Source organism: Achromobacter anxifer (assembly GCF_903652925.1).
GTDB lineage: Bacteria > Pseudomonadota > Gammaproteobacteria > Burkholderiales > Burkholderiaceae_B > Achromobacter > Achromobacter anxifer.
Window position 1 is genome coordinate 52,155 of sequence record NZ_CAHLAR010000016.1, and the last position, 22,637, is coordinate 74,791.

The 22,637-nt window shown below is 65.4% G+C and carries 17 protein-coding genes; 5 read left to right on the forward strand and 12 right to left on the reverse strand.

Annotated features, from left to right (window positions below; translation table 11 throughout):
* Window positions 1-13 precede the first annotated feature (13 nt).
* The 6 genes from HWY37_RS31630 to HWY37_RS31655 all read right to left on the reverse strand — a co-directional run bounded on the left by HWY37_RS31630 (window position 14) and on the right by HWY37_RS31655 (window position 8,403).
* Window positions 14-3,064 (reverse strand): autotransporter family protein, encoded by a 3,051-nt coding sequence (locus HWY37_RS31630; RefSeq protein WP_176090629.1) that lies wholly within the window; start codon window positions 3,062-3,064, stop codon window positions 14-16.
* 466 nt (window positions 3,065-3,530) lie between these two features.
* A complete protein-coding gene (locus HWY37_RS31635; RefSeq protein ID WP_176090630.1) occupies window positions 3,531-4,040 on the reverse strand; it encodes a flavin reductase family protein in 510 nt (169 codons plus the stop codon).
* 76 nt (window positions 4,041-4,116) lie between these two features.
* On the reverse strand, window positions 4,117-5,145 hold the full coding sequence (locus tag HWY37_RS31640) for a methionine synthase (protein WP_176090631.1): 1,029 nt from the start codon (window positions 5,143-5,145) through the stop codon (window positions 4,117-4,119).
* A 26-nt stretch (window positions 5,146-5,171) separates the two neighbouring features.
* The gene (locus HWY37_RS31645) at window positions 5,172-6,155 is read right to left on the reverse strand and encodes a DUF1852 domain-containing protein (RefSeq protein ID WP_176090632.1); all 984 of its coding nucleotides are present in this window, start codon (window positions 6,153-6,155) and stop codon (window positions 5,172-5,174) included.
* 335 nt (window positions 6,156-6,490) lie between these two features.
* Window positions 6,491-7,381: a LysR family transcriptional regulator gene (locus tag HWY37_RS31650; RefSeq protein WP_175208896.1), complete on the reverse strand. Its 891-nt coding sequence runs from the start codon at window positions 7,379-7,381 to the stop codon at window positions 6,491-6,493.
* Between the two features lie 74 nt (window positions 7,382-7,455).
* A complete protein-coding gene (locus HWY37_RS31655; protein ID WP_176090633.1) occupies window positions 7,456-8,403 on the reverse strand; it encodes a sensor domain-containing diguanylate cyclase in 948 nt (315 codons plus the stop codon).
* Between the two features lie 143 nt (window positions 8,404-8,546).
* Here HWY37_RS31655 and HWY37_RS31660 point away from each other — a divergent pair, with 143 nt between their 5' ends.
* On the forward strand, window positions 8,547-8,798 hold the full coding sequence (locus HWY37_RS31660) for a hypothetical protein (protein WP_176090662.1): 252 nt from the start codon (window positions 8,547-8,549) through the stop codon (window positions 8,796-8,798).
* Window positions 8,799-8,912: 114 nt separating this feature from the next.
* Here HWY37_RS31660 and HWY37_RS31665 read toward each other — a convergent pair whose 3' ends face one another.
* Window positions 8,913-10,085, reverse strand: coding sequence for an NADH:flavin oxidoreductase (locus HWY37_RS31665; protein ID WP_175208894.1), 1,173 nt, complete (start codon window positions 10,083-10,085; stop codon window positions 8,913-8,915).
* A 1-nt stretch (window position 10,086) separates the two neighbouring features.
* Window positions 10,087-10,482 (reverse strand): RidA family protein, encoded by a 396-nt coding sequence (locus tag HWY37_RS31670; RefSeq protein WP_125472638.1) that lies wholly within the window; start codon window positions 10,480-10,482, stop codon window positions 10,087-10,089.
* Window positions 10,483-10,621: 139 nt separating this feature from the next.
* On the opposite strand from HWY37_RS31670, the gene HWY37_RS31675 reads away from it, so the two are divergent.
* The gene (locus HWY37_RS31675; protein WP_175208893.1) at window positions 10,622-11,533 is read left to right on the forward strand and encodes a LysR substrate-binding domain-containing protein; all 912 of its coding nucleotides are present in this window, start codon (window positions 10,622-10,624) and stop codon (window positions 11,531-11,533) included.
* Here the strand turns inward: HWY37_RS31675 and HWY37_RS31680 are convergent.
* Window positions 11,517-12,440: a LysR family transcriptional regulator gene (locus HWY37_RS31680; protein WP_175208892.1), complete on the reverse strand. Its 924-nt coding sequence runs from the start codon at window positions 12,438-12,440 to the stop codon at window positions 11,517-11,519. The genes HWY37_RS31675 and HWY37_RS31680 overlap by 17 nt on opposite strands.
* 153 nt (window positions 12,441-12,593) lie before the next feature.
* Here HWY37_RS31680 and HWY37_RS31685 point away from each other — a divergent pair, with 153 nt between their 5' ends.
* On the forward strand, window positions 12,594-15,176 hold the full coding sequence (locus tag HWY37_RS31685; protein WP_176090634.1) for a penicillin G acylase: 2,583 nt from the start codon (window positions 12,594-12,596) through the stop codon (window positions 15,174-15,176).
* Here the strand turns inward: HWY37_RS31685 and cydC are convergent.
* Window positions 15,148-18,756 (reverse strand): thiol reductant ABC exporter subunit CydC, encoded by a 3,609-nt coding sequence (cydC, locus tag HWY37_RS31690; RefSeq protein WP_176090635.1) that lies wholly within the window; start codon window positions 18,754-18,756, stop codon window positions 15,148-15,150. The two genes, HWY37_RS31685 and cydC, sit on opposite strands and share 29 nt — an antisense overlap.
* A 92-nt stretch (window positions 18,757-18,848) precedes the next feature.
* Between cydC and HWY37_RS31695 the strand changes: the two genes are divergently transcribed.
* Together HWY37_RS31695 and HWY37_RS31700 are read left to right on the forward strand one after the other, a co-directional pair.
* Window positions 18,849-19,817 carry a LysR substrate-binding domain-containing protein gene (locus HWY37_RS31695; protein WP_176090636.1) on the forward strand — a complete coding sequence of 323 codons (969 nt, stop codon included), beginning with the start codon at window positions 18,849-18,851 and terminating at the stop codon, window positions 19,815-19,817.
* A 45-nt stretch (window positions 19,818-19,862) separates the two neighbouring features.
* A complete protein-coding gene (locus HWY37_RS31700; protein ID WP_176090637.1) occupies window positions 19,863-20,318 on the forward strand; it encodes a DUF4952 domain-containing protein in 456 nt (151 codons plus the stop codon).
* Window positions 20,319-20,382: 64 nt separating this feature from the next.
* On the opposite strand, the gene HWY37_RS31705 is transcribed toward HWY37_RS31700, so the two are convergent.
* Both HWY37_RS31705 and HWY37_RS31710 read right to left on the reverse strand, forming a co-directional pair.
* Entirely contained in the window at window positions 20,383-21,111 is a 729-nt protein-coding gene (locus HWY37_RS31705) for a GntR family transcriptional regulator (protein WP_176090638.1), read from the reverse strand.
* Window positions 21,108-22,637, reverse strand: a complete 1,530-nt coding sequence (locus tag HWY37_RS31710; RefSeq protein WP_176090639.1) for an AMP-binding protein — start codon at window positions 22,635-22,637, stop codon at window positions 21,108-21,110. The genes HWY37_RS31705 and HWY37_RS31710 overlap by 4 nt, the downstream gene beginning before the upstream one ends.

Genomic DNA, 22,637 nt, shown 5'->3' on the forward strand with positions numbered 1-22,637 from the left:
GGCACGTCGCGCATCACCATGTGTACTTCACGCCGATTCGCCCCACATACTGATGGTAGTCCTGCGCGCCCCAGCTGCCGGACGCATTGACCCATCCAGTCCAGCCCTTTCTGAAGTCGGCATTTACGCCCACCTTCAATTCATACCGGTCCTTGGGATACAGGTCCCCGATGGGCAGTTGATTGAAAGACACGGAACTGTCGACGTTGCTGCGCCACCAGTTCGCCGTCGCGAAAGGCTGGACCTTGCGGTTATTGCCCAAGTCAAATGTGGTGAAGGTACGTACGCCAAGACGGGTAATGGTCCCATTCGAATCGGCGCGGTCTACCCGGGTGCCGTTCTGTTCCGTGATGCTGTCGGTGTTGGAGCTGACATAGATCACCTGGGCCTGCGGTTCCAGCGTCCAGTTCTCCCGCAGCTTGAATGCGTAGCCGGTCTCCGCCGATATCGCCCAAGCCTGAGAGTCGTAATCCACGCGCGGCAGTTCGTTTCCTTGAACCCGGTTGTTGAACCAGCCGTACTGGAACCAGGTGTCCACGTAGGCGCCCAGTTTGGTCTCGTCGTTCTGAAACCATGTGCCGTACACGCCAGCGCTGTACCCGTTGACGCGGCCTTTTGCCTTGTAGGGGTTGCCGTCGGCGCGGGCGGTGCTGTCAGCCGTGCCGTATCCGAGCATGGCGCCGAGGTGCAAGCGATCGGTTTCCGAAAAGAGCTTCCATTGCGCGAGATCGCCGCCTCCCTGTATCAGGAATAGGTCGGTGCTCACGTCAAAGTTGCCGTCGCGGCTGTGGGTGCCTTCCCATTTTCCCGACGTGCGCAGCCAGATCGCTTTGCGCTTGCTGCCGTCATCTTCGAATTGTTGCGATTCAATGAACTGCGGTTCGCCCAAACGGTCGTGCATGCTCTGCACGAACATCTGACCCACCAGGCGTTGATTGGCCAGGTAAGCGGCGACTTCGGGCCGATATAGAGGCTCGGGGTCTGGCGGCGGCGGAGGCGGCGGTGGCGGCGGCGGAGGAGGTGGCGGAGGTGGCGGAGGCGGCGGGGGAGGCGGAGGAGGCGGAGGAGGAGGCGGAGGTGGTGGAGGGGGCGGCGGAGGCGGCGGATCAGGTTGTTTTTCAGACCTCAAGTACCAGCTTTGATCGTTCGGCGCCGCAGCGGTCCCCTGGTAGAGTCGATATTCGTAGGGGCCAGCCACGGCGCGACCGGACAGCGCGAACGCACCCGAACCGGATACCCCGCCGTTGACCACTTCCACCACTTGAATTCCGCCGGCCGTCGTCAACGCGCCGGGGCCGCCAGCGTTCTTGATGCGCAGCTGCGATGCGCCCGTGGCGTTCCCTCCATTGATGATGAGCTTGTCCGACGGGGAACTGTCGTCGCCCAGGTAGGTATTGAGCGCGATGGTGCCGTTGCCGCTGTAATTCCGCGTCGTGACGGTCTTGTATCTGCCTGCCTGCGGCGGCGTGAAGTCGATGAGGCTGTCGGTATTGGCCAGGTTCGTGACGTTGGAGTCCCCCGTCATTACCCAATTGCTGTCATTGCTCAGGGAGAGGTTGGTCGTGCTGCCGGGTTGCGTCAGCACGCGCCCCTGGATCAAGGTCTGGCTGGCGGCGATATCCGCCGTCGCGGCCGACGTGGCGCCTATGTTGATGGCGGCGTTGCCGCCAGTGATGGACGAGCCGGTCAGAGACACGATCGCGGGCCCCTCCGACAGGTGTATGGCATCGGCTTGGGCTGAGGTGACGGTGGAATCCACAAGGGTGTACGTCTTGGCCGCGCCGCCCGCCGTTCCGGTCAGGTGCAATCCCTGGGCGTTTGCGCCCGTGGTTTGCAGCGTCGCGCCGGTGGCGCTGAAACGCGTGGCATTGACCGACACGCGCACCGCATCGGCGTCCGCGCCCTGGGTACTGACCTGGCTTCCGGTCGCGCCATCGCGGCCCAGATTGACCGTGCCCCAGCCCTCGACATGGATGCCATACGCCGCCTGTCCCAGCGTGCTCACCTGGGTACCGTTGATGTTCGCCACGGCGCCGGACTGAGTGCGCACGGCCACAGAGCGGTCGCCGGAGGTTTGAATCTGCCCGCCGGTTATGGTCGCGGGCGCCCCGCCGTTGATGAACAGTGCAAACGTGCCGGTGCCCAGCGTGCTCACCTGCGTGTCTTTCAACGCAATGCTGCCGCCGTTGACGTACATCCCGTAAGTGCGGTCGGACTGGATGTTCATCCCGTCGGACACGAATACGCCATTGTTGAAGACATAGACGCCGATCGCGGCTTGCGCACGAACCGAGGTGCCGTTGCCCATGAATTTGCCGTAGTCCTGCACCAGAATGCCGTAGGCGCTTGTGCCTTCGGTGGTGATCGACCCGTTGGTGGTCGTGACTTCGCTGCCGTCATGGAAGACGTGGACGCCGTATGCGGTCGTGCCCTTGGTCAAGATGGCGGTGTCGCGCAAGTCGGCTTTGGCGCCTTGCCACACCTCGGCCCCCTTGGAGCCATTTTGCAAGGTGGTCAGCGTCGAGTTCCGCAGTATGGTCGTCGCGTCGGCGCCATAGGTGCGCAGGGCATGGGAGTCGACGAAGTCGGTCGTGACATACACGTTCGAGCCATCAAACTCTGCCGGCAGGCCCGTGGCCCCGACGTTGTAGATGCCGCGCACGTTGCCGCCGGTGGCATACACATAGACGCCTCCGGGCCTGATCACCATCTTGCCGCCGCTTTTGACATACAAGCCGTCGATGGCGTTGCCGCTGACGCTTATGCGGATGGGCGTGCCAGCGCCGAGCGAGGGGTCCAGAATGGCTAAACCGCCCTGGACCTGAATACCCGTACCGCCCATTTGCGGGGGGTAGGGCGGCTTGGGCGTGATGACAGTACCGCCGACAAACGTCTTTTCTTCGCCGGTGACGACTCGAAAGGGGGTCGTGTAGGTGCCTTCCGGAACTACGTCTGCAAACGCCGCCGAGCCGCCGAGAGTCGCGGCAAGCCCTAGCGCGATACGTGCCGCGAGATTCGGCGATTGAAAAACCTGGGGGATATTTTCATGTTCTGCGCATTTCACGAGCGGCTCCTGCCAGAGGAAATGTGACCTGAAGTCAATCTGGACGCCGCAGGAACATTGATGCGCCGTCTTTTCGAGCAGACACAACATGAACGCCCTGAAACCCTACTACTACTTTTTGTCTAGTGCAAATGTTCGATGCACTGTTGCATTTGCCGATTGGCCGGCACGCCTGAGAGGCGATTTTGATATTCAGGCCTTAACGGAACCGGCCCTGAGGGGGGATATTCCGAGTGCTGTCGGGCTACGGTTCGAAGCGCGGCCGCCTTCTTGCCGACGACGTCGGCGCGCCATTCAGGCTTAATGAGAGCCTTAATTATTAGGGAAAACCATTATTCCGAATGGCGAGCATGGCGGGCAATCCACATTTGGAGAAAGACGCCATATGGCAGGGATCTGATCTCCCTCGAGTCGCCTCTGCCGTCGGCCATGGCCGGATATATTCGGCGCCAAGGCCCTGAAGTCCTCAAACCGCGCCGTGCGCGGCGATGTTGCGATACTGCCCTTTGAAATACAGCAACGGCTGCGTGGAAGCGCCTTCCTGCAGGTTCAGCGCTTTTACCTCGCCAATCACGATCAGGTGATCACCCGCGGGGTGTTCGGCGTGAATTTCGCAATCCAGCCAATGCAGGCTGCCGGCAATGATCGGATTGCCCAGCGGCGATTTCTGCCACTCGACGTCATGCCACTTGTCCGCGCCGCGTTGGGCGAATTGGTTGGAAATCCTGACTTGCTCGTCCGACAGGATATTGACCGTGAATCGGCCTGCCCGGCGAATCTTGGGGTAGCTGGCCGAGCTGGTCATCACGCTGAACGATACCAGCGGCGGACTCATGGACACGCTATGGAATGACTGGCAGGTGAAGCCTATGGGCTCGCCTTCGATGTGCGACGTAATCACCGTGATGCCGGACGCGTAGTGCCCGAGAGCTTCGCGAAAGCGCCTGGGTTCGATCGCGGTACTGGAAAGTGACATAGTGGGGCTTGAATACTGGGTGCAACTTGATATGGCCGCCGCGAGCATCCCGCGACGGCCATTTCCGGCCTCGGAATCAGTTCGAGAGTTCCTTGCGGACGATTTCAGCGCCGGCGCTCAAGGCGCTCAGCTTGCCTCTGGCGACAGCGCGGGACAAGGGAGCCATGCCGCAGTTGGTGCAAGGATAGAGCTTGTCGGCATCGACAAACTGAAGCGCCTTGCGCAGGGTGTCGGCAACTTCCTCGGGCGTCTCGATGGTGTTGGTTGCCACATCGATGGCGCCCACCATCACTTTCTTGCCGCGGATGAGTTCGATCAGGTCCATCGGAACGCGCGAGTTCTGGCATTCCAGCGAAACGATATCGATGCTGGATTTCTGCAGCTTGGGGAATGCCTCTTCGTATTGGCGCCACTCCGATCCCAGCGTCTTTTTCCAATCCGTATTGGCTTTGATTCCGTAGCCGTAGCAGATGTGGACGGCGGTTTCGCACTTGAGCCCTTCAATGGCCCGTTCCAGCGTGGCAACGCCCCAATCATTCACTTCGTCAAAGAACACGTTGAATGCGGGCTCGTCGAACTGGATGATGTCGACGCCAGCGGCTTCCAGCTCCCTGGCTTCCTGATTGAGGATCTTGGCGAATTCCCAGGCCAGTTTTTCGCGGCTTTGGTAGTGGCTGTCATAAAGCGTGTCGATCATCGTCATGGGGCCGGGCAAGGCCCATTTGATCGGCTGCTTGGTCTGCTGGCGCAGGAACTTGGCGTCTTCGACAAACACGGGCTTGCGGCGAGCCACGGCGCCCACGACGGTCGGCACGCTCGCGTCATAGCGATCGCGAATCCTGACGGTCTTGCGGTTCTCGAAATCCACGCCGTCCAGGTGTTCGATGAACGTCGTCACGAAATGCTGGCGCGTCTGTTCGCCATCGCTGACGATATCGATACCGGCGTGCTGCTGTTCCTGCAGCGACAGGCGCAGGGCATCGTGCTTGCCCTCGGCCAGGCCCTCATCCTGCAATTTCCAGGGCGACCAGAGTTTCTCGGGTTCAGCAAGCCAGGAGGGTTTGGGCAGGCTGCCGGCGGTCGAGGTGGGGAGCAATTTCTTCACAATTAATGCCTTGGTGTTTTGATTGGTCAAAGAGGGTAGGTGGCGGACCACTGTTCAAGAATCGCCTGGTATGGCTTGATGAAGTGTTCTTCGACAAACCGTCCCTGCTCAATGGCCAGCTGGCTACGCTCCTCGCGGTCGTAGACAATCCGGGTCAATGAATAGTCCTGATGCTTCAAGCTGGGCTGGTAGGACTTTCCTGCCGCGGAATTCGCGTTGTAGATCTCCGGCCGGTAGATCTTCTGGAAGGTGTCCATCGTGCTGATGGTGCTGATGAGCTCCAGATTGGTGTAATCGCTCAGCAAGTCGCCCGAAAAATAGAAGGCCAAAGGCGCGGCGCTGTTCGGGGGCATGAAGTAGCGAACCTTCATCCCCATTTTCTTGAAGTATTCGTCGGTCAGGGAATACTCATCCTGCAGGTATTCAATGCCCAATACGGGGTGTTGGTTTTCCGTCCGCAGATAGGTCTTGCTGCTCGATACGCTCAGGCAGATGACGGGCGGCTTGCTGAAGTTTTCCTTGTAGGTGCTTGAATTCACAAAGCACTTGAACAGCTTCCCGTGCAGGTCGCCAAAATTCTCCGGCGTGCTGAATCCCTGCTGATTCTTGGTGTGTTCCAGCAGCAGCACGCTGAAGTCATAGTCCCGCACGTAAGAGGAAAAATTATTCCCCACGATGCCTTCGATGCGCTCATTGGTTTTGCGATCGAGGATGCTCGTCTTCAAGACTTCAATCAAAGGCAGGGCATTGCCGCCGCTTGCGCCGTCGATGCTCATTTCGACCGAAATGATTTCGAGGTTGACCGTGTAGCGGTCGCCTTTGGGGTTGTCCCAATGCGCCAGGGCATTGAAACGGTTGTCTATCATCTTGAGGGTGTTGCGCAGGTTCTCCTGGCGACTCGTTCCCCTCGCGAGATTGGCAAAGTTGGTGGTGATCCGCGTATTGTCCGAAGGACGGTAGTCCTCATCGAAGCAAATGCTCTTGATGGCAAATGTGAACTCTTTACTCATGGTGATCTGCTGCCCTAATTCCCAAAATAAAACCCGCGTCTGTTTCTTGCTTTTTTCAGTGCTGCTCTTTTTCTTGTTCTATTCAGCAGCCTTGGCATTGGCGGTACAGGGGGCGTAGTTTATGTTGGGTTATCCATGAATAAAAGTGAATTGATTTCATAAAATCATTAGATTCACTCATAAGGCGAGGGAGAGGGGATATGCCTGCCGTGGCGCGCAGTCCGAGCTGCGTTTCGGCCGGGCACGGGGGAGCAAACCGCGCCGCCAGTCTGGCCGGCCGGGGTTCTGCTGAAGGGATCAGGATTGGAGTGCGGAGCGGCTGTCTCCGCGTGGCATCAAGCCGCGGCAGGCCTTTTCGCTTGCTCGAAAAATGCGCGCATGTAGTCGATGCCGACGTCCGCCTCGCGAGCGCCCAGGTAGATGTGCTTGGCTATGCCTTTCTTGCCCAGCCGGACCGGCACGACATCCATCGTGTCCGCGTACTCCAGCACCAGCCAGCGCGGCAACGCCGCCACCCCGCGGCCGCTGGCGACCATCTGCATCATGATGTCCGTGGTTTCGATGGCCTTGTGGCGCTTGGGCGTGATGCCGGCCGGCGTCAGGAACATGTTGTAGATGTCGAGCCTGTCGACAGGCACCGGATAGGCCACCAGCACTTCGTTGCCGAGCTGCTTGGGGGTGACGTACTCCGCCTTGGCAAGCGGGTGGTTGCCGGCGACCACCAGCACTTGCTCGTAGTCGAAAACAGGCTCGAACACGAGGCCGGGCTTGTTCAGCGGATCGGGCGTGACCAGCAGGTCGATTTCGTAGCCGAACAGCGCCCCGATGCCCCCGAACTGGAATTTCTGCTTCACGTCCACATCCACGTCCGGCCAGGCCGCCAGATACGGGGAGACGATCTTCAGCAGCCACTGGTAGCAGGGATGACATTCCATGCCGATGCGCAGCGACCCGCGCTCTCCCTGGGCGAACTGGCGCAGACGTTCTTCAGCCAGGTTCAGTTGCGGCAATACCCGGTTGGCTACCGCCAACAGGTATTGGCCGGCTTGCGTGAGTCTCAGGCTGCGGCCTTCTCGTAGCCAGATGTCGGTGCCCAGCTGCTGTTCCAGCTTCTTCATGCTGTGGCTGAGCGCCGACTGCGTCACGTGCAGGACGCCTGCGGCCGCGGTCAGCGAGCCTTGTTTTTCGACTTCCTGCACGATGGACAAATGGATGCGATCAAGCATGATCAATGATCAGAATTCATGGTTTGGCGAGAGTTGGGAATCTTACTTCACCGTTTTGCAGGATGCGCCGGCGCTCACGGGTGCCACTGGACATGCTCGACGCGGTCTCGTCCGTTGTTCTTGGCCGCATACAGCTGCCGATCCACGGCCTTGATGAAGCCGGCGCGGTCTGCCTGTCCGTCAGGCATCACCGTGCCCGCTCCTATGCTGACGGTAATGCGCCGGCCGTGGGGCGACAGTGCGTGCACGATGGACTTCTTCTGCAGCAAGCGCTGGCAGCGTTCCGCGACTTTTCGCGCCACCGCGGCGTCGGCGTCGGGCAGCAGCACGACAAATTCCTCCCCGCCGTAGCGGGCTACCAGATCGCGAGGGCCGTCCAGCGCCAGGCTCAGCGTCTGGGCGATTTCCACCAGGCAATTGTCGCCTTGAGTGTGGCCATACAAATCGTTGTATTGCTTGAAAAAATCGACGTCGAACAGCAACACGGACAGCGGCAGGCGCGCGTCGCGCGCGCGCTCCCACTCCAATTCAAAACTGCTGTCGAAGCGGCGGCGGTTGGCAATATTCGTCAGGCCATCCTTGAAAGAGAGCACCTCCAGCTCTTTCTGCAGGCTCAGCAGCTTTTCCTCGGTCTTCTTGCGTTCGGTGATGTCGAACATGAAGCCGATCAGCGCTTCGACTTCGCCCTTGTCGTTGCGCATGACGTGCACGACGTCGCGAATCCAGACATAGCCGTTGTCCTTGGTCAGCGCGCGGTAGTCCGCCTCGTGATCGACGCCGGCCTGGGATTGGGTGACGCAGAAATTCACCACGTATTCGCGGTCTTCCGGATGCATGCGCATGGCCCAGTCCTCCACGCTCACCCAGCTTTCAACGTTCCAGCCCAGCAACGTCTCGATCTGGGGCCCGATGTAGGCGAACTTCATGGTGGCCCAATCGATCTTCCAGGGAATCGCCTTGGTCGATTCCAGTAGGGTTCGGTACACCGCGTTGTCATCAAAAAGCTTGTTTTCGCTGGGCATGCCCGGTCTCTCCTCGATCCGAACGAACCAGCCACTTTAGCCCGAACCCGCCATCCGGGGCATCGCATTGCGTGTAACGTATAGGGTAGAGGCCCAGGTTTTCCGGCACATCGGCCCGTGCCGCCAGCGGGAACCACAACATGATGAATCCCTTCAACCGGACACTGCGACCCATACTCCTCGCCGTCGCATGCGCGTCGCTTGCCGCCTGCGCAAACAATCCGCCCCAGCGGACCGACCTCGAATACCGCAGCCGCCCGCCTTCCACCGGGCAGGAAGCGCGGCCCGTCGGCGGTTCCTCGGATGAGCGCCTGACCATACAGTCCGGCGAAGGGGAACGATTGAACCTTCCCTGGTTCGTCCGAGATACGCAGGAATGGATCAACAACAACTGAGCGCAATTCAGCGGCAGGCGTTTCCGATTCGGCGGCAGAAGTCAGGTCGCGGCGTGCGCAGCCAAGGACGCACGACCGTGCAGCCTGACGCGCCCGCCGCAAGACAAAGCCGCATCAACCGCCCGCCGCCGAAACGCCCTCGACAGCCCGACTGCGTTCCTCGCGATGCCGCGCCGCGTTGGCCAGGTCGGCTATCGGCGCAAGCAGCCCGCGGTCGAAGGCTTCAAGTGTTTCGCCGGCGCGCAGCCGTGCCGGCCAGTCGGAGTGGGTAAGCGCGCCGCGGCCCAGGGAAACGAAGTCCGCCTCGCTTCTGGCCATCATCCCATCGGCCTGCGCCGGATCATGCAGCGAGCCGTTGGCCAGCACCGGGACCGGAACGTGTTGCCGCGCCAGGGCGGCCAGGCTGGGGCCTTGTTCTCCAAAAGCCGGGCGCCAGGCCTCGAATTCCGTGGTGTGCAGATAATCGATGGGTTGCGCGCCCAGCGTGCCGAAGATCTGCGCCGCATCCGCCGCGCCGCCTTCCCACTTGTGCGTGAAGTCATTGACCTTGCCTTGCGAACTGCGCACGCCCACGACAAAGCGCTGTCCCGTGGACTGGCGAACAGCCTGGATGACCTCCACGGTCAGGCGCAGGCGATTGTCCAGGCTGCCGCCGTAGCGGTCCTCGCGCAGGTTGGTGTGCGAAGTGAGGAACTGGTCGAGCAGGTAGCCGTTGGCCCCATGTATCTCGACGCCGTCGAAGCCGGCTTCCCGAGCCCTGCGCGCCGCCTGCGCGAAGCCGTCTATGGCCCCTGCGATGTCCTCGTCCGACATGGCTTCAGGCATCCGGTACGGCCCGTCGCCGCGATAGAACGCCATCTGCTGTCCCTTGGGCTGTACGGCCGACGGGCCCTTGGTCGTACCGCAATGGGGATTGCCCTGTGACAGCGCGCCCGCATGCATGAGTTGCGCGATGATGCGGCCGCCTTGCGCATGCACGCGGTCGACCACGGCGCGCCAGGCGTCGCGCTGGGCGTCGTCGGCCAGGCCGGGCTGGAACAGATAGCCCTGCGCATGCGCCTTGTCGGTGTAGATGCCTTCGGTGATCACCAGGCCGAAGCCGCCGGCGGCGTAGGCGGCGTAGTAGTCGGCCATTTGCGGCGTGGCGCGGCCGTCCGCCGTCGCGCTGACCCGGGTCATGGGCGCGACGGCGAGGCGATTGGCCAGGTTCAAGCCCCTGTCCAGCCGCAGGGGGGTGAACAGCCCGGCGTGCGCGGCGTCGTCGAGACGATGGTCGGGCGCGCCCATGTCAGCGGCCCTCCTGCGGACGCACGGCGGCGATGGCCTCGATCTCGATCATGGCGGCGGGGTCGTAGAGCGCCTTGATCTCGGCGATGGTGTCGGCCGGATAGGGGGCCGAGAAGTGGCGGCGGCGCAGCGTCACGACGTCCTGGAAATGGCCCATGTCGGTGACGAAGATGGTGACCTTGATGACGTCCTTCAGGCTGGAGCCGCCTGCTTCCAGCGCGCGGCGCAAGTTCAGGAAGGCTTGCTCGCCCTGCGCAAGAAAGCCGCCGTCGACGATCTTGCCGTCGTCGCCGGCGCCCGCCTGGCCGGAGATGAACAGCAGGTTGCCGAACTGGATGCCCTGCGACAGCAGGAAGGGTTCGTAGTTGTCGGGCTGGGTGATGACGCGCTGTAGCATGATGCGATTTCCTTCATTTATGGTTGAGTGGTGGATCAGCCCGAAAATCGCTGATCCATGCCGTAAATGTAGGGATGTACAGCGGTGGTGACAAAGGTTCATTTGTCAGCTATAAGATGAGAAAAACTCATCTGAAATCATGCAACGCCGATCTCTTCCGCTTTCCGGACTGCGTGTGTTCGAAGCCGCCGCGCGCCTGGGCAGTTTCAAGGCGGCCGCCCAGGAACTGGCCGTCACGCCCACCGCCGTCAGCCACCAGATCCGCGCGCTGGAAGCGCAGACCGGACTGGCGCTGTTCGACCGCCACGTGCGCAGGGTGTCGCTGACCGAAACGGGCGCTCAGCTGTATCCCGTGCTGCGCGACGGGTTCGATGCCTTCGAGGCGGCGCTGGCGCGGCTGACGCAGCAGCGCGCGCGGGCCCAGGTGACCATATCCGCGACCAACGCATTCACCGTGAAATGGCTGGTGCCGCGCATGGCGGATTTCCGCGGCCGGCATCCCGGCATCGACCTGCAGTTGCAGGCCAGCGATGACGTGGTCGATCTGCGGTCGACGGCGGTCGATATCGCGATCCGCTATGGCCGCGGGCCTTATCCCGGGCTGGTGACGCAGCCCCTGTTCACCGACCGCTTCGCGCCAGTGGCGAATCCGCGCCTGGACGTCGAATCGCCGGACGATCTGGCCCGTGTGCCCCTGATTCGTTTCGACTGGAAGCGGCCCCAGCCCGAGAACCCTACCTGGGAACGTTGGTTCGCGGTCGCGCGGCGGACTCAGCCGAGCCAGGCGAGCCAGCTGCGTTTTTCCGACGAGGGGCACGCCATCCAGGCGGCGGTTGCCGGCCATGGCGTTGCGCTGGTCAGCCTGGCCTTGATCTCCGAGGAACTGGAGGCCGGCCATCTGGCGCAGCCTTTCGGTCCAGTGATCGACGGGCATACCTATCATCTGGCCATGTATGCCGGCCGGCCGCCGTCGGCCGCGGTCCAGGCCGTGGCGCACTGGCTGAGCACGCAGGCGGGATCCGAAGGCTCCAGGCCTACCCCTTCTCCCTGAACGCCGCGAAGTCCTGCCAGCATCCCCGCGTGAACTCATACAGGGCGTCTTGCGCCGTCAGCGGCGTGCGCCCCGCCAACCGCGCCAGCGCGTAGTGTCCCTGGCGCTGCGGATCGGGCGGGATAGGCACCTCGACCAGCAGTCCGGCTTCCTGCTGCCGGCGGGTGACGCAGATCACGCCCAGCAGCAGGGCGTCCGTGCGCAGCGCCAACTCGACCAGCGCGTCCAGGTTTTCGCAGCGGTGGGTGACCAACAGTTCGGGCGCGCCGCCCGGCCCCAGCGTTTCGGCCAGCCGTAGCGAGACTTCGGGGCTGAGCGTGGTGGAGGCAACGGGATACTGCCGGATCTGGTCGATGCCTGGGCGCTTGTGGGCCAGGATGGGATGGCCCTTGCGGCAGACCAGGCCGGCGCGCAACGGGGGCAGGGGCCGGGTTTCCAGGTCGGCGGCGTCGTACAGCATGCGGGCGTCGCAGACCATGGCGTCCACGCGTTCGGCTCGCAGCATTTCCAGCAGCGCCGCGGTGGAGCCGAGTTCGACGCCGATGCGGACTTGCGGATGGCGTTCGGCCATGTGGGCCAGGAAGGGCGAGAGCAGCAGGGACGCCGGGGCGGGGCTCAGCCCGATGCTCAGCGCGCCGGACTCGCCGCTGTGCAGGGTCTTGAGTTCGCGCTGCAGCTCCGCTTCCTCGAAGCGCATGCGGCGCGCGCGTTCGGCCACGCAGGCGCCGTAGGGCGTCAAGCGCACGCGGCGCGTGCCGCGGTCCAGCAGCGGCAGGCCGAGTTCGGCCTCCAGCGCCTGGATGCTGCGGCTGAGCGCGGGCTGCGACAGATTGACCGCGTCGGCCGCGCGCGAATAGGTGCCGTGTTCCACCACCGCCAGCAGGTGTTTGAGTTTCTGGAAATCCATGTTCCAACCGCATAAATACTATGAAATAAATGCATTGGAATTATAAATTGGCTGTTCGTATGATGGTCCGCAGACGGCGCCCGCAAGAGGCGCCGCAAACCTTGCCCGGGACTCGCACCGCGGCGCGGCTCGTCAAATACGGAGACAGATTCAATGAAGCAGCACTTGTTGCCGGCCGCCATCCTGGCGGCCTGCGCGGCCGTGGGCGCCCATGCCCAGGCCCAGGATGTCCAGCAAAACGCCAAGCAGCAATCCGCCACCCCGGCGCGTCCGGCGCAGGCCGCCAGCGGCCAGGTCACGATACGGCGCGACGGCTATGGCATGCCGCATGTGTACGCCAACAGCGTGTACGGCATTTTCTACGGCTACGGCTATGCCGTGGCGCAGGACCGCCTGTTCCAGATGGAGATGGCGCGGCGCAGTACCCAGGGCCGCGTGGCCGAGGTGCTGGGCCAGTCCATGGTGGCGTTCGACAAGTCCATCCGCGGCAATTTCTCGCCCGAGCGCATCCAGCTCCAGCTGGCCGCGCTGCCGGCGTCCGAGCGCCAGATCCTGGACGGCTACGCCGCGGGCATGAACGCCTGGATTGCGCGGGTGCGCGCCGAGCCCGGCAGCTTGATGCCCAAGGAATTCAACGACCTGCATTTCCAGCCAACGGACTGGACGGCATATGACGTGGCGATGGTGTTCGTGGGCACCATGGCCAACCGCTTCTCCGACGCCAATAGCGAGATCGACAACCTGGCGTTGTTGACCGCGCTGCAGGACAAGCATGGCGACGAGCGCGCCATGCAGATCTTCAACCAGTTGCGCTGGATGACCGACAGCCGCGCGCCCACCACCGTGCCCGAGGAAGAGGGCGTGTACCGGCCGGAAGGCGCCAAGCCGCCCGCCAAGTTGTCCTATGCGCTGCCGCGTTACGACGGCACGCCGCCCATGCTGGAGCGCGTGGCGCGCGATCCGCAGACGCGCGGCGTGCTGGACGAGACGCCCGCGGCCACGTCGGCGCGCCTGCTGGCGCAGTTCGCCGAATCGGGGCAGCCCGGCATCGCCGGCTTTCCGACCACCAGCAATATGTGGATCGTGGGGCGGGAGCACGCCAAGGACGCCCGCTCCATCCTGCTGAACGGGCCGCAGTTCGGCTGGTGGAATCCGGCCTATACCTATGGCATTGGCCTGCACGGAGCGGGCTTCGACGTGGTCGGCAATACGCCGTTCGCCTATCCCAGCATCCTGTTCGGCCACAACGCGCACGTGACCTGGGGCTCGACCGCGGGCTTTGGCGACGACGTGGACATCTTCGCGGAAAAGCTCGACCCGAACGACCGCACCCGCTACTTCCACGACGGCGTGTGGAAGAAGATGGAAAAGCGCACCGAGCTCATCGAGGTCAAGGACGGACAGCCGGTCGCGATGGACGTGTACCGGACCGTGCACGGCATCGTCACCAAGTTCGACGACAAGCAGCACGTGGCCTATGCCAAGGCGCGCGCCTGGGAAGGCTACGAGCTGCAATCGCTGATGGCCTGGACCCACAAGGCGCAGTCGCGCGACTGGAACGAGTGGAAGCAGCAGGCCGCGCGCCATGCGCTGACCATCAACTGGTACTACGCGGACGACAAGGGCAACATCGGCTACGCGCATACGGGCTTCTATCCCAAGCGCCACCCCGGCCACGATCCGCGCCTGCCCGCGCCCGGCACCGGCGAGATGGACTGGCAGGGCATCCTGCCGTTCTCGACCAACCCGCAGGTCTACAACCCGCGCCAGGGCTTCATCGCCAACTGGAACAACCAGCCCATGCGCGGCTATCCCTCGACCGACCTGTTCGCCATCGTGTGGGGCCAGGCCGACCGCTACGCCGAGATCGAGACCCGCCTGAAAGCCATGACGGCCAATGGCGGCAAGGTCAGCGCGCAGCAGATGTGGGACCTGATCCGCACCACCAGCTATGCCGACGTCAACCGGCGCCATTTCCTGCCGTTCCTGCAGCAGGCGGTGCAAGGGTTGCCGGCCGACGACGCGCGGGCCAGGCTGGTGGCGGGGCTGGCGTCCTGGGACGGCATGGGCACCAGCGACAAGCAGGCCGGCTACTACGACAACGCCGGCCCGGCGGTGATGGACGCCTGGCTGCGCGCCATGCTCAAGCGCACGCTGGCCGACGAAATGCCTGCCGACTTCTTCAAGTGGTACAGCGCCACCGGCTATCCGACGCAGGCCGCGCCCGCCACGGGTTCGGTCAACCTGACGGTGGGCGTGAAGGTCCTGTACAACGCGCTGGCCGGCCGTGATTCCGGCGTGCCGCAGAAGTATGACTTCTTCAACGGCCAGCGGCCGCGGGATGTGACCCTGGCCGCGCTGGACGACGCGCTGGCGGCCTTGCGCCAGGCCTATGGCGAGGATCCCGCCAGCTGGCGCATACCCGCGCCGCCCATGGTGTTCGCGCCCAAGAACTTCCTGGGCGTGCCGCAGGCGGACGGCAAGGCAGTGCTGAGCTTCCCGGCCACGCAGAACCGCGGCACCGAGAACAACATGACGGTGTTCGACGCCCAGGGCGTGCACGCGGTGGACGTGGTGGCGCCGGGGCAGAGCGGCTTCGTCGCGCCTGACGGCACGCCGTCGCCCCACATCCGCGACCAGTTCGACCTGTACACCAGCTTCGGCAACAAGCGGGTCTGGTTCACGGATGCGGAAGTGCGCGCCAACGCTAAGTCGGTAGAGACCTTGCGCTATTGACGGCGTAGCCGCCCTGGTGGCTGGCCAGGCGCGCATAGACCCCTTGCCGCTTGAGCAACTGGTCGTGCGTGCCGGCCTCCGCCAGCGCGCCGCGCTCCAGCACCAGGATCAGGTCGGCATCGCGGATCGTCGACAGGCGGTGCGCGATGACCAGCGTGGTCCGGTGCCGCATCAGCACGTCCAGGGCGCCGCGCACCTGCATTTCCGACAAGGTGTCCAGGTGCGAGGTGGCTTCGTCCAGGATCAGCACGGGCGCGTTCTTCAGGAAGGCGCGGGCGATGGAGATGCGCTGGCGCTGGCCGCCCGACAGCTGCATGCCGCGTTCGCCCACGCGCGTTGCCAGGCCGTCGGGCAGGCTGCGCACGAAGTCCGCCAGCGCCGCCTGCTCCAGCGCGCGCGCCAGGTCCGCGGGGCTGGCCTCGGGCCGCGCCAGCCGGATATTGCCTTCCAGCGTGTCGTTGAACAGATAGGTGTCCTGCGTCACCAGCGCCACGCGCTCGCGCAGGCCGTCCAGCTGCAGCTGGCGCAGGTCCACGCCGTCCAGCTTGACCTGGCCCTGGCGCGGATCCCAGAAGCGCAGCAGCAGGCTGGCCACCGTGCTCTTGCCCGCGCCGGACGCGCCCACCACCGCCACGGTGGCGCCGGCCGGCACCTTGAAGCTCAGGTCGCGCAAGGTGTCGGCGTTCTTGCCGGGATAGGCGAAGCTGACGTGTTCGAAGGCCAGCGACAGGCCGTGCGCGGAAACGGGCGCCGGCAGCGGGCCGTCGACCACGGGTTCGGGCTCGTTGGCGACCACGTGCAGGCGGCGCGTGGCGGCGATGGTGTCCGCCAGTTGCCGGCTGACCTGCGAGATCTCCGACACGGGCAGGAAGGTCGCCAGTGCGATCAGCACCAGGAGGGGCAGTATGCCGGCCGACAGCGCGCCGGCGGCGACCTGCAGCGCGCCCACCACCGCGACGGCCAGTCCGCCCAGCCCCATCGCGATTTCAAAGCCCGCGGTCTGGCGCGACAGATCGTCCAGGATGTCGAGGCGGCGTGTGCGGTAGTGGTCGGCCACGCGCAGGAATTCGTCGCGGCGGCGGCCGGTGGCCTGGAAGGCGGTCAGGTCGGCCAGGCCTTGGATGGTGTCGGTGGTGTGGGCGCTCATCTCGCCCAGCGCCTCGCGCGCCTTGTCGCCCAGGGCGTCGACCTTGCGCCGTCCGCGCACCGGGGACACCAGCGCGTAGGCCAGGAAGGGCAGCAGCGCCAGCGCCACGGGCCAGCTGTAGACGCCCAGGAAACCCAGCACCGACAGCGGCACCAGCACCGAGACAATGGCCGGCGCGATGGTGTGCGCGTAGAAGTACTCGACCATTTCCACGTCCTGCGTGGCCAGCGCGACCAGGTCGCCGGAGCGGCGTTGCAGCAGATAGGCCGGCGCCAGGCGCTCCAGCTTGTCGTAGAGCTTGACGCGCATGTCGGCCAATAGCTGGTACGCCATGGCGTGGGCCAGCCAGGACTCCAGCCAGTGGAACAGCGCGGCCAGCGGCGCGGCGATCAGCAGGCCGGCGATCAAGGCCGAATAGTCGCGGCCGTCGCGGATGGCGGCCACGATCAGGGCGCTGAACACGCCCACGCCGATGTAGGCGGCGACCCGCGCCACGCCCAGCAGGATGGTGGCCGTGAGCGTGCCGCGCCATGGCCGCACCACCGACAGCAGCGTGCTCAGGGTGGCGCGCCAGCCGATTTGCGCGGCGTCCTCGTCGATCGAGCGCAGGGCAGGGCCTGGTCCGCCGGACTCCTGGGCCGAGTCCTCGCGCTGCGCCTGGGCGGGGGCGGACGCGGCAAGGGAGGCGGATCCCGCCGACGGATTGCGGTGCGCGGCCGCCTGTTCGTGCATCAGGCGGTAGTACAGGCCGCCTTGCCGCATCAGTTCCGCGTGCGGTCCTTCTTCCGCCACCCGGCCCTGGTCCAGCACCAGGCAGCGGTCGGCGCCGATGACGCTGGCCAGGCGGTGCGCCAGGATCAGCGTGGTGCGGCCGGCCATCAGGCGATCCAGCGCCTGCTGGATCAGCGCCTCGTTCTCGGTGTCGACCGACGACAGCGCCTCATCCAGGATCAGGATGGGCGCGTCGCGCAGCAGGGCGCGGGCGATCGCCACGCGCTGGCGCTGGCCGCCGGACAGTTGCAGGCCGCGTTCTCCGATGCGGGTGGCGTAGCCGTCGGGCAGCGCCATGATGAAGTCGTCGATGTTGGCGGCGCGGGCCGCGGCGCGCACCTGCTCGTGGGTGGCTTCGGGGCGGCCCAGCCGCAGGTTGTCGTCGATGGTGCCGTGGAACAGCGTGATGTCCTGGCTCACCAGCGCGATGTGCGACAGCAGCGCCTGCGTGTCGAGCTCGTTCATGTCGTGGCCGCCGATGCGGATGCTGCCCGACTGCGGCACGCATTCGCGCAGCAGCAGGCGCACGATGGTGGACTTGCCCGCGCCGCTGGGGCCGACCACGCCGACGCGTTCGCCGGCGGCGATGTGGAAGCTCAGGCCCTGGTGGGCGCGGCGTTCGGGCGTGTAGGAGAACGCCACCTGGTCGAATTCGATGGTGGGCGCCAGGCGGCCGGGCGTCTTGCCGCCGGCCTCGGGCGCGGGCGTCAGCGGCCGGGCGTCGGTCAGCGCATGGATGCTGGCGGCGGCCGACTGGCCCAGCATGCCCCGGTGCAGCACCGAACGCAGGTCGCGCAGCGGGCGGAAGATCTCGGTGCCGGCCATCAGCACGATCAGCAGCGCTTCCACGCTCATGTCGCCGTGGGCCACGCGCCAGGCGCCCAGCGTCAGCGCCAGCGCCGCGCCCAGCGCCACGCCCAGGTCGCTGATGCCGCGCGTCAGCAGGCTGACCGACAGCACCCAGAAGGTATTGTTCGACAGGCTGCGGGCGCGGGCGGCCAGGCGCTGGCCCCAGGCCTTGCCCTGGCCATAGGACTTCAGGGTGGGCAGGCCCTGCATCGCGTCCAGGAAGTCCTCGCCGAAATCGTTCAGGGACTTGCTGCGCGCCAGGCTGGCGCGGCGGTCCAGCATATGCACCGCCATCGGCCCGAACAGCGCAAACAGCGCCGCCGCCAGGAACACCAGCGCGGTGGGCACGTCCCAGAACGCGATCACGGCGAAGATGGCGAAGGGCGCCGCGGCGGCGATCGCGACCTGGGGCAGGTACTGGCCGAAGAACGCCTGCAACTGCTCGACGCCGTCCACCACCGTCAGCATGACTCCGCCGGTGCGCTGGTTGGCGAACCAGGCTGGGCCCAGCGTCACGATGCGGTCATAGAGGCGGGCGCGCAGCGCATGCTGGACAGTCGCGGCGCAGCGGTTGGCCTGCACGGTGCGCCAGTGATCCAGGAAGGCGCGCAGCAGCACCATGGCAGCGGCGCACAGCGCGGGCGTGAGCCAGTCCTGCCAGGGGGCGCCATCGAACACGCGGGCCAGCAACTGGCCCAGGAACACATAGCGGGCGATGCCGGCCGCCAGGGCCAGCAAGCCCAGGAAAATGCCGCCCGCCATGCCGGCGCGCAGTCCCGCCGTCAACTGCCAGAGGCGCGAATCGAAATACATAGCAAACTCCTTTGAGTGCTTGCATGGTCCCCGATCCCGTGCACGGGCGAAAGCGATAGTTTTTCAATCTAGGGTTGAGCTAGACTTGACCCATGGCCGATCTACCCAACCACACGCCGCCGCTGGCGGCCCTGCGCGCCTTCGAGGCCGTCGCCCGCCTGGGCAGCCTGAGCCGCGCCGCCGCGGAACTCCATGTCACCAAGAGCGCCGTCAGCCATCAGCTACGGGCGCTGGAGGCCGATCTGGGCGTGGCCCTGCTGCGCCGCGGCGGCACGGTGAGGCGCGCGGAGACCACTGCGGCGGGCGCCGACCTGCTGGTTTCCGTGCAACAGGCCTTGACCCTGCTGGAGACCGCCTGCCGCAATGTGCGGGCCTCCGCCAGGGGCAAGCGGCGCGATACCCTGAACGTTTCCGCCAACCCTTCGCTGGCCGCCATGTGGCTGGCGCCGCGCATCGGACGTTTCATCGAACTGCATCCGGGCATCGACATCCAGGTCTATCTGCACGCCAGCCAGGATCCCGCCTGGAAGAGCCAGGACATCGATCTGGCGTTCCTGCACGTGCGCGCCATGGGACCGCACATCGCGGAACCGGGCGATATCCCGCTCATGACCGAAACCGTGGTGCCTGTTTGCAGCCCGGCGCTGGTCGACCCGGCCGAGCGCGCCGATCCGCAAGTGTTTCTGCGCCACCGCTGGCTGGAGGAAAAGCACGTGGACAGTCCGGAGACCGACTGGCGCACCTGGAGTCCGCGCCTGGGCCTGGCCGAATCCGACTGGCAGGAGCCCATGGTGCTGAGCGGCCTGAGCACGGTGGCCGCCGCGGCCGCGGCCGGCGTCGGCATCGCGTTGGGACGCGCGCCGCTCATCGACGAGGAACTGGCCAGCGGCCGGCTGGTGCCCCTGGTGCCGCATCTGCGCATGCCGGGCTCCTGGGGCTACGTCATGCGGATACAGGCCAATCGGCCGATGGACGCGGCCCTGCCGACCCTGGTGGAATTCCTGGCGGAAGAGGGCCGCAGTACGGGCGCGTGGCAGAATCTGGCCGACCGGGCGCGCTGACGCCAAGCCATTTCCAACGCGCGTATCGATGTCGAGGCAAGCATCATGAATCCCCTGGCCGGCATGACACTGGCGATCCGCCTGCTGTGCGTCGCGCTGCTGCTGGCGGCGGCCTCGGGCGCGGCGCGCGCGCAGGCCGCGCCGACGCCGGGATGCGAGGATTTTCTGCTGGCCCTGGGCGGCAAGCCCGAGTACATCGAGTTCCAGGGATGCCGTCCGGAATTCCGGGCGCAGGGCAAGCCGCTGGTGGCGCGCTACCGCCTGGACGGCGCGCATGCCGCCGAGGCCCAGGAATACCTGCGTCAGCGTTTCGGCATGGGGCCGCTGCGCTTTCGCTGCTGCGGCTGGGAAGCCCCCATGAAGTCCTGGCGCGATCCGCGCACGGGACGCGAATACATGATCGCCTTCGCATCCGAGGAAACGCTGTACTCGGATCGCGCGCAGTGGAACCTGATCGGCAGCTTCCATCTGCGGGTCGAACTGTATACCGAGGAAATCTAGGCGCCCCTAGCCGGGCGCCCCTTGCCGGGCGCCCGGTAAAAAGGGAGGTCGGGCCGGCGCCGCCTCAGTCCGCGCCGCTCTTGCCGCGCGGCGGCTTGCTGATGGTGACCGCCGAGGTCACGATCAGCTCCATCAGGATGTTGCGGGCCAGGTTCTCGGCATAGTCGTTGCGCGCTTCCGCCGTGGCGATGGCGCGCTCCACCGAGCCTTCCACGATGGCGTTGATCTGCTGGATGTGGAGCTCGCAGATCTGGACCAGGTCCGGATGGCGTTTCTGGTGGAAGTACAGGAAACGCCGCGCCAGCGTCTGCAGCATGGCGTGGAATTCGGCCGCGTAGCTGTTGCGCGCGGCGGCGCCAATCTGGCTGGTCAGCGCGAAATGCAGGCGCATGTACATGCGCATGTCGTTGATGGCCTTCAGCTCTTCCAGTTCGCGGGCCAGGCGCGCCAGTTCGGCGCGCTCGGCGTCGTCGGCCCATTGCGCCGCCTGCGCCACGATCAGCCGCTCGATCTCGCGCCGCGCCTGGATGATCTTCAGCTGTCCCTGGTAGTCGATCTCGGAGATGAAGATGCCCTGGCGCGGGGCGATTTCCACCAGCCGCTGGAACGCCAGCTTCTGCAGGGCGTCGCGCACCGGCGAGCGGCCGATGCCGACGCGCTCGCTCAGGGTGGTTTCCGACCATTGGCTGCCCGGGGGCAGCTCGCCGGTGACGATCATTTCCTCCAGGGCGCAATAGGCCTTTTCAGTCTGGCTGACAGCCGTGCGGCCAAAGAGGGGGAAAGCTTGGGTCATGGAGTCGGCAGCTTGCGTTGTTGGAGTTCGCGTTTTAACACTTTGCCGGTGCTGTTTTTCGGCAGTTCCTCCAGGAAGACGTAGCGCTTGGGGCGCTTGAAGCGCGCGATCGATTCCAGGCAAAGGCGGTCCAGGTCCTGGTCCGAGGCCTGGGCGCCCGGTTTGAGCACCACGAAGGCCAGCACCGACTCGCCCCATTCCGGGTCCGGACTGCCGATCACGGAAACTTCCTGCACGGCGTCGTGGCGCATCAGCGCCTCTTCCACCTCGCGCGGGTAGATGTTGGTGCCGCCGCTGATGATGACGTCCTTGGATCGGTCCTTCAGGTGCAGCAGGCCGCGCTCGTCCAGGACGCCGATATCTCCGGTATGGAGCCAACCGTCCGCCAGGGTGTCGGCGGTGGCTTGCGGATTGTTCCAGTAGCCCAGCATCACCGTCGGCCCGCGGACCGCGACTTCGCCCAGCTCCCCCGGGGCGACCGGCTGGCCGGCGGGGTTGCGCAATTCCACTTCCATGGACGACTGGACGTAGCCGACCGATCCCAGCAGCGCATCGTCGTTGCGGGCGACGGCGGCGCCGATCTGGGCCGCCGACAGCGCCGAGATCGACATGGGGCTTTCGCCCTGGCCGTAGATCTGCGCCACGCGCGGGCCGTAGCAGGCGACCGCGTCCTTGATGTCTTCCACGTAGAACGGCGCGCCGCCCACGATCAGGGCGCGCAGGCCCGCTTGCGGGCCGCCGTTCAGGCGGGCGTGACGCACCATGCGCTGCACGATGGTGGGCGAGGCGAACAGGCTGACGTTGCGGTAGCGCGTCAGCAGTCCGGACAACTCGTCTTCGTCCAGGCCGCCGCTGTCGGGCACGATCTGCACGGCGCCGTGCAGCCAGTACGGAATGCTGTAGAGGCCGCCGCCGTGCGATAGCGGCGCCACGTGGACCATGGCGTCGCCGGGTTGCACCGACTGCACATCGGCATAGAAGTTCAGGCACATGCCGACCAGGTTGGTGTGGCTGAGCATGACGCCCTTGGGCTTGCCGGTGGTGCCGCTGGTGTAGAACAGCCAGGCCAGCTCTTCGGGCGGACGGGTTTCCAGCGCCAGCGGCGGGCCCAGGGCGCCGGCCGCGTAGCCGGCGGATTCCACGTCCTCCATGCGTACCGCGTCCAGGCCGCGGGCGACCGGCTCCAGCGCGGCGAGCAATTCGCCTTGCGACAGGCACAGGCGGGCGTCGCTGTCGCGCAGGATGTATTCGAGTTCGTTGGGATGCAGCTTGGCGTTGACGGGCACGGCGCACAGGCCGGCATGCCAGATGGCGAGCATCGATTCGATGTAGCTGGGGTGGTTGCGCAGCGCCAGCATGACGCGCTGGCCGGGTGCCAGGCCCAGCGGGCCGCGCAGCCAGCCGGCCAGCGCCTGCACCCGGGCCTGGAGCTGGGCGTAGCTGAGGGGTTCGCGGGCGCCGGCGGCAAGCGCGGGCTGGTCGGCATGGGTGGTGGCGCTGCGGTGAAAGAGAGAGCTGAGATGCAT

What these genes read in the sequence shown, in the direction of transcription:
- HWY37_RS31635 (WP_176090630.1), bottom strand. Translation starts at nt 4,040, where the DNA reads ATGTCACTTTCCAGTACCGCGATCGAACCCAGGCGCTTTCGCGAAGCT.
- HWY37_RS31645 (WP_176090632.1), bottom strand. Translation starts at nt 6,155, where the DNA reads ATGAGTAAAGAGTTCACATTTGCCATCAAGAGCATTTGCTTCGATGAG.
- HWY37_RS31650 (WP_175208896.1), bottom strand. Translation starts at nt 7,381, where the DNA reads ATGCTTGATCGCATCCATTTGTCCATCGTGCAGGAAGTCGAAAAACAA.
- HWY37_RS31655 (WP_176090633.1), bottom strand. Translation starts at nt 8,403, where the DNA reads ATGCCCAGCGAAAACAAGCTTTTTGATGACAACGCGGTGTACCGAACC.
- HWY37_RS31660 (WP_176090662.1), top strand. Translation starts at nt 8,547, where the DNA reads ATGAATCCCTTCAACCGGACACTGCGACCCATACTCCTCGCCGTCGCA.
- HWY37_RS31665 (WP_175208894.1), bottom strand. Translation starts at nt 10,085, where the DNA reads ATGGGCGCGCCCGACCATCGTCTCGACGACGCCGCGCACGCCGGGCTG.
- HWY37_RS31670 (WP_125472638.1), bottom strand. Translation starts at nt 10,482, where the DNA reads ATGCTACAGCGCGTCATCACCCAGCCCGACAACTACGAACCCTTCCTG.
- HWY37_RS31675 (WP_175208893.1), top strand. Translation starts at nt 10,622, where the DNA reads ATGCAACGCCGATCTCTTCCGCTTTCCGGACTGCGTGTGTTCGAAGCC.
- HWY37_RS31680 (WP_175208892.1), bottom strand. Translation starts at nt 12,440, where the DNA reads ATGGATTTCCAGAAACTCAAACACCTGCTGGCGGTGGTGGAACACGGC.
- HWY37_RS31685 (WP_176090634.1), top strand. Translation starts at nt 12,594, where the DNA reads ATGAAGCAGCACTTGTTGCCGGCCGCCATCCTGGCGGCCTGCGCGGCC.
- cydC (WP_176090635.1), bottom strand. Translation starts at nt 18,756, where the DNA reads ATGTATTTCGATTCGCGCCTCTGGCAGTTGACGGCGGGACTGCGCGCC.
- HWY37_RS31695 (WP_176090636.1), top strand. Translation starts at nt 18,849, where the DNA reads ATGGCCGATCTACCCAACCACACGCCGCCGCTGGCGGCCCTGCGCGCC.
- HWY37_RS31700 (WP_176090637.1), top strand. Translation starts at nt 19,863, where the DNA reads ATGAATCCCCTGGCCGGCATGACACTGGCGATCCGCCTGCTGTGCGTC.
- HWY37_RS31705 (WP_176090638.1), bottom strand. Translation starts at nt 21,111, where the DNA reads ATGACCCAAGCTTTCCCCCTCTTTGGCCGCACGGCTGTCAGCCAGACT.
- HWY37_RS31710 (WP_176090639.1), bottom strand. Translation starts at nt 22,637, where the DNA reads ATGCATCTCAGCTCTCTCTTTCACCGCAGCGCCACCACCCATGCCGAC.